Source organism: Photobacterium sp. GB-1, assembly GCF_003026165.1.
Taxonomy (GTDB): domain Bacteria; phylum Pseudomonadota; class Gammaproteobacteria; order Enterobacterales; family Vibrionaceae; genus Photobacterium.
In genome coordinates this window covers 1-6,281 of the sequence record NZ_PYOB01000045.1, presented here as the reverse complement: position 1 = coordinate 6,281, position 6,281 = coordinate 1, and the positions used below count along the sequence as shown (strand labels likewise).

Genomic DNA, 6,281 nt, shown 5'->3' with positions numbered 1-6,281 from the left:
CCGAATTTGCTTGGCGACCATAGCGTTATGGACCCACCTGATCCCATGCCGAACTCAGTAGTGAAACGTAATAGCGCCGATGGTAGTGTGGGGTCTCCCCATGTGAGAGTAGGACATCGCCAGGCTTTAAATTTTAAAAGGCCATCCTTTCGGATGGCCTTTTTTCGTTTTAATACTTTTAAAGTAAGTTTCATCTATAAACTAGACCTACAGACCTACAGACCTACAGACCTACAGACCTACAGACCTACAGACCTACAGACCTACAACAGAATAGTATTTAATAAAGAGATGTATCACTGCAGTAGAGAGTTACTGCAGTGATAAAGGGTTTGAATTATAGAATTTGATTCAGGATGTGATCCGCTTTAACACGACGAATACGTGTAATGAGCTTTTTAACTTGAGCTGGATAGTTATCAATTTTTTCAATTTGCTTATAACTACCAATAAGCTGGGTATGTTCGAGAATACAATCTAATTCTTGTTGTTGCTGCTCGGCGAGTAGTTGATTTTTGTCATGAATTAAAATCGCATTTTCAAGATCAAGTTTCCAAGCTCGTGGATTGAGGTTATTACCCGTTACTAACATATAACGACGATCTACCCAAAGCCCCTTTAAGTGAAAGCTATTGTTATCGTGTTTCCATAAATGGATCGCTAATTGGCGATGTGCAATAGCGGCTTCATTATGTTTAGCAAAATTACGTAAATTGACTTCATATAAATAAGGTAACCCAGCAATAGTCTTAAAAGGCTCTGATGGTGGAATATAAAAGTCATTTGCTGTTTTATCGCCAACGACGATTGTGACCTTTACACCGCGCTTAAGGGCTTTCTTTACTTCGCGACTTACCATTCTCGGAAAGTTAAAGTAGGGAGTACAAATAGTCAGCTCAGATTGTGCACTAGCGATGAGCGTACAAATATCCTGATTAAGTTTGTTCTTACGTTTCCCTAAACCTATCAGAGGTGTTAATCCTACCTCGTCATCTTTAATCTCATCCGGCTCAAAATGGTAGATAGCTTGTTGTAGTTCGGAGCGTAGATCTCGAATTGCCGTCTTCAATGACTTTGTATCGGGTCTTTCTGGTTGTGCTAGGCAGTTAACAGCATTACTCGAAACAAGTATGTCAATAATGAACTGCGCCATGCTGTTAGCGAGCTTTTCATTTTTAATTACGTGGTAGCGATCGTAACGATAACGGTCATGTTGAGCGAGATACACATCATTTAAGCTTGCACCGCTATAAATAACATTATCATCAATAACAAAGCCTTTCAGGTGTAGGACACCGAACACTTCTCGATTACGAACGGGAACGCCAAGCACATCGATCTTGTGAGTATATTTTTCTGCGTACTCACGATATAGCGCGGCATTGCCATCGGACTGACTGGCGCCAATTAAGCCTCGTTGAGCTCTATGCCAATCAACTAATACCTTTATATCAAGTTCGGGGTTGAGTTGCTTAGCTTCATACAGAGCGGTAAGCACACCTCTTCCTGCTTCATCATCTTGGAGATATAAGGCAACTAAGTAAATGCGTTCTTTAGCTGATTTTATTTCTTGATATAGACGCTCTCTAAACGAATTTGCATCAAAAAGAGTCTCTAAATTCTCGGGCTTGTGCGCAATACATGGCAGTTGTTCGATGAGCTGCCTGTTAGCAATAGCTGAATCCATTATCGCCTCGTTTACACGATCTATAAGTAGATGAATTTTGATTAAGGGATCAATTATACCAGAAAAAAAGCGAAGTCAATGTATCTAGTGTTTAGATATGTTTTTGCTCATGCTTTCTGAGGTAAGTGTATCAATAAATAACATTGGAATTAGATTCTTACCGCTATTAGCATAGCGTTGAAAACGTTGCTTGATATTATTGGGAAGGTTTTCGCTATTAATAGTTTGAAACCCTGACTTCTGATAGAAAACTTCTAACTCTTGAAATGCAAAGCAATAGCATGCTTGTTGGTTCATTTGATTACGGCATGCTTCAATAAGCTTATACGCAATACCCTGTAAACGGTACTCTGGGATGACAAGCATTCCTGTCAGTAGTTGTATATCATCAATAGTTTTAAATCGTACGGATGCAATAATACTGTTGTTTGATTCTGCAACCCAGATTGTTTCATCTCTCTTTGCTTTTCCTGATGGATAGAATGACTTGTATATTTTATTAACTAAAGGTAAACGGATAGGATCAAGTTGACGATAAATAATTTGAGACATGGGAAAACACTGCGTTGTTGAATGGGATCAGGTAAAATAGTTTCAATTCGTATCGAAAAGTATAAAGATTTGGTTGTGAATTAACATGAAAGTTTTACATGAAACTGGGTTAGCGCCTTATCACACCTTTGGGATTGATGTATCGGCGAAGTACATACTTGAAGCATCAAGTGTTGAAGATCTCCTTGCTATTTGGCAGGACGAGACATACCAGGAAGTCCCTAAGTTAGTTGTTGGTCAAGGAAGTAACTTACTTTTTTGTGAAGATTACCAAGGCGCTATCATTTTAAACCGAATTAAAGGTATTAATGTAGTCGATAGTACTGAGTATGTTGATTTACATGTAGGTGGCGGTGAAGACTGGCATGGTTTGGTGTCTTGGGCTGTCGATAATGGTTTTAATGGCCTTGAGAATCTAGCACTCATTCCTGGTTGTGTGGGGTCGTCCCCGATACAAAATATTGGTGCTTATGGCGTAGAGTTAAAAGATGTCTGCCAGTATGTTGATGTATTAAATGTACAAACAGGGGAAGTGAAGCGTTTGATGGCTGATGAATGCCACTTCTCATATCGAGATTCAATTTTTAAGCGAGAGTTAAAAGATAACCACATAATTATTGCGGTAGGTTTTCGCTTAACTAAAGCTTGGTCTCCGAAAATAGCCTATGGCCCATTAGCAAAATTCTCGCTCGATACTGTTACAGCCAAAGAGATTTTTGATGAAGTGTGCGCCATTCGCCGTGAAAAACTGCCTGATCCGCAGGTTATGGGGAATGCAGGTAGTTTTTTCAAAAACCCAATTATTTCGTTAGACGTACGTGACTTTCTTTTGTCTGAGTACCCTAACATGCCAAGTTACCCAGTGGACGAAGCTCATTGTAAGTTAGCTGCGGGCTGGTTGATTGATCAATGTGGTTTGAAAGGTTACCAAATTGGTGGTGCTAAAATTCACCAGCAACAAGCACTTGTATTAACGAATGTTGGTAATGCAACTGCACGTGATGTACTTCAGCTAGCACAGTATGTTGTCGATACGGTAATGACTAAATTTGGTGTCTCTCTTGAGCATGAGGTGCGTTTTATGGCACATAATGCTGAAACTAATCTCAACGAGATGCTGCGATGAAAGATCATACCGTACGACTAGCTTTGATTCAGTTACTCTCTGATGGTGAATTTCATTCAGGTGAAGTATTGGGACAAACGCTGGGTATGACTCGTGCTGCAATCGCGAAACAAATTCAAGTCATTCAACAGTGGGGGCTTGATATTTTTAGGGTGCAAGGCAAAGGTTATTGTCTTGCATCAGCGATTGATTTACTTGATAAGCAGCAGATTTTAGCGAAAGTTAAGTGCCCCCATCTTGATTTAATTCCTGTCATCGACTCAACTAATCAATACCTTCTAGATAGAGTAGGGCAACTGCCTAGTGGTAGTGTATGTTTGGCTGAATATCAAGAAGCAGGCCGTGGACGACGAGGTCGACAATGGGTTTCACCTTTCGGTAGTAACCTGTACCTTTCAATTTACTGGCGTTTAGAAGCTGGTATGGCTGCGGCAATGGGGCTGAGTTTAGTTGTCGGCGTCGCGATTGCTGAAACGCTCCAAAAACTGGGTGCGGATGATGTTCGAGTTAAATGGCCTAACGATATTTATTATCAGGATAAAAAGCTAGCTGGTATTCTTGTTGAAATGACAGGTCAAGCAGGGGATGCTGCACACTTAGTGATTGGAATGGGGCTAAATATTAATATGCCACTAACAGAGCAAAGTGAGATCACGCAAGCGTGGACAACACTGTCGCAAGCTTGTGAACGCTTACCGTCTCGAAATATCTTAGCGGCGACATTGATCTCACATCTTAATCAAACACTCTGTGATTACGAACATCAAGGTTTAGTTGGCTTTGTTGAACGTTGGAATAAAATAGATAACTTTTTAAACCGCCCTGTGAAATTATTAATCGGTGAGCGAACCATCGAAGGTACTGCTCGCGGGATTGATGCTCAAGGGGCTTTACTACTGGAAACCGACACTGGTATTACACCGTATATCGGCGGTGAAATCAGCCTTAGAGGTTGCTGATGCAATTATTAATTGAAGCAGGCAATACTTACGTCAAAGTTGCCTTACTAACCCAAAATGAACACATTGAACAAATTGGTAAATACCCAAGTAAAAAATTAGAGCTTGTTTTACAACCGTTACTGGAAGGTAATGTTGAGCGCATTGTTTTTGCGAGTGTCGGACCAGTTGAAGTTGACAATACTATTCAGCGTATAGCACAAATGGCGAATATTCCTGTTACTCAGGTAAAAACTGCACGAGAAGACTTCGGTGTTGTTAACGCATATTCTGAATATCAATACCTTGGTGTTGACCGCTGGCTAACACTGGTTGCTATTCGTCAAAGTTTTAAGCAACCTACAGTGATTGTAGATATAGGCACGGCATTAACGTTTGATGTTATGGACAGTGATGGAAAACATCTTGGTGGTTGGATCATGCCTGGTTATCAGTTAATGATGAAATCAGTACTAGAGAATACAACCAAGGTGTTTTCAGATAGTGAGCATAGTGAATCATTAACACTGGCAAACAATACCGCAGATGGTTTAAAGAATGGCTGCCGTGCTGCGTTGGTTGGATTAATTGAGTTTGGCCTAAAACAAGCATCTGCAGAACTAAATGAAGCGCCCGCGGTAATTCTATGTGGTGGCGGTGTTCGTCATTTGCCAAAATCGTGGTGTAAACCTTTTTATCATCGCTCGGAGTTGGTACTTGAAGGGCTAGGGTTGTATGCAAAGCGCGGTTAATGCCGAAAATTACGTCAATTAAATAAAAAACAATAAAAAAAACACGTTAGGGTATTGCAACAAAAATAATCATTATCTAGAATGCGCACCACTAACGCCGACTTAGCTCAGTAGGTAGAGCAACTGACTTGTAATCAGTAGGTCACCAGTTCGACTCCGGTAGTCGGCACCAGTTTTAAAAATTTCGGTGGGGTTCCCGAGTGGCCAAAGGGAGCAGATTGTAAATCTGCCGGCACTGCCTTCGAAGGTTCGAATCCTTCCCCCACCACCATTTTCAAATGGTTGAATAGCTCTACGAGATACAAGTTCTGCGGGCATCGTATAATGGCTATTACCTCAGCCTTCCAAGCTGATGATGCGGGTTCGATTCCCGCTGCCCGCTCCACATTTCTTGTGTGCTGATATAGCTCAGTCGGTAGAGCGCACCCTTGGTAAGGGTGAGGTCGGCAGTTCAAATCTGCCTATCAGCACCACTCTCAAGCCCTAATTCATCCATTTGTTATATACTCAACAAACCCATGTTTGGTTGTGTGGTCGTAATGCCACCTAATACCGTGCCCAGAGGGACTATCCATGTCTAAAGAAAAATTTGAACGCGTAAAACCGCACGTAAACGTTGGTACTATCGGCCACGTTGACCACGGTAAAACAACTCTAACTGCTGCTATCTGTACTACACTTTCAAAAGTGTACGGTGGTGCTGCTCGTGACTTCGCATCAATCGATAACGCTCCAGAAGAGCGTGAGCGCGGTATCACAATCTCTACTTCTCACGTAGAGTACGATACTCCAACTCGTCACTACGCACACGTTGACTGTCCTGGACACGCCGATTACGTTAAAAACATGATCACTGGTGCTGCTCAAATGGACGGCGGTATCCTAGTTGTTGCTGCAACTGACGGCCCAATGCCACAAACACGTGAGCACATCCTACTTGGTCGCCAGGTTGGTATCCCTTACATCATCGTATTCATGAACAAGTGTGACATGGTTGATGATGAAGAACTACTTGAGCTAGTTGAGATGGAAGTTCGTGAACTTCTTTCTGAGTACGACTTCCCAGGTGATGATTGCCCAGTAATCATGGGTTCTGCTCTAGGCGCTCTAAACGGCGAGAAAGAGTGGGAAGACAAGATTGTTGAACTAGCAGAAGCTCTAGATAACTACATCCCAGAGCCAGAGCGTGCAATCGATCGTCCATTCATTCTTCCAATCGAAGATGT

Annotated in this window: 6 protein-coding genes, 4 tRNA genes and 1 rRNA gene; 9 read left to right on the top strand and 2 right to left on the bottom strand. The window is 41.8% G+C overall.

Annotation, left to right across the window (positions count from 1 at the left end):
• The first annotated feature begins 9 nt into the window (after positions 1 to 9).
• Positions 10 to 125: ribosomal RNA gene (gene rrf / locus C9J45_RS21165) — 5S ribosomal RNA — on the top strand.
• A 212-nt stretch (positions 126 to 337) separates the two neighbouring features.
• Here the strand turns inward: rrf and pssA are convergent.
• Together pssA and C9J45_RS21155 are read right to left on the bottom strand one after the other, a co-directional pair.
• Positions 338 to 1,687, bottom strand: coding sequence for a CDP-diacylglycerol--serine O-phosphatidyltransferase (gene pssA / locus C9J45_RS21160; RefSeq protein ID WP_107247958.1), 1,350 nt, complete (start codon positions 1,685 to 1,687; stop codon positions 338 to 340).
• A gap of 84 nt (positions 1,688 to 1,771) precedes the next feature.
• Positions 1,772 to 2,239 (bottom strand): GNAT family N-acetyltransferase, encoded by a 468-nt coding sequence (locus tag C9J45_RS21155; protein ID WP_005363553.1) that lies wholly within the window; start codon positions 2,237 to 2,239, stop codon positions 1,772 to 1,774.
• Between the two features lie 85 nt (positions 2,240 to 2,324).
• On the opposite strand from C9J45_RS21155, the gene murB reads away from it, so the two are divergent.
• The 8 genes from murB to C9J45_RS21115 form a co-directional block, all read left to right on the top strand.
• Positions 2,325 to 3,365, top strand: coding sequence for a UDP-N-acetylmuramate dehydrogenase (gene murB, locus C9J45_RS21150; protein WP_107208795.1), 1,041 nt, complete (start codon positions 2,325 to 2,327; stop codon positions 3,363 to 3,365).
• The gene (gene birA, locus C9J45_RS21145; protein WP_107292986.1) at positions 3,362 to 4,324 is read left to right on the top strand and encodes a bifunctional biotin--[acetyl-CoA-carboxylase] ligase/biotin operon repressor BirA; all 963 of its coding nucleotides are present in this window, start codon (positions 3,362 to 3,364) and stop codon (positions 4,322 to 4,324) included. Before murB ends, birA begins: the two co-directional genes overlap by 4 nt.
• On the top strand, positions 4,324 to 5,055 hold the full coding sequence (locus C9J45_RS21140) for a type III pantothenate kinase (RefSeq protein ID WP_005363560.1): 732 nt from the start codon (positions 4,324 to 4,326) through the stop codon (positions 5,053 to 5,055). The genes birA and C9J45_RS21140 overlap by 1 nt, the downstream gene beginning before the upstream one ends.
• A 96-nt stretch (positions 5,056 to 5,151) precedes the next feature.
• Positions 5,152 to 5,227: transfer RNA gene (locus tag C9J45_RS21135), tRNA-Thr, on the top strand.
• 14 nt (positions 5,228 to 5,241) lie between these two features.
• Positions 5,242 to 5,326: transfer RNA gene (locus C9J45_RS21130), tRNA-Tyr, on the top strand.
• A 39-nt stretch (positions 5,327 to 5,365) separates the two neighbouring features.
• A tRNA-Gly gene (locus tag C9J45_RS21125) sits at positions 5,366 to 5,440 on the top strand.
• Between the two features lie 12 nt (positions 5,441 to 5,452).
• Positions 5,453 to 5,528 (top strand) — tRNA-Thr (locus C9J45_RS21120).
• Positions 5,529 to 5,628: 100 nt separating this feature from the next.
• Positions 5,629 to 6,281: GTP-binding protein (locus C9J45_RS21115; RefSeq protein ID WP_146144336.1), on the top strand; the 653-nt coding region annotated here is incomplete at its 3' end.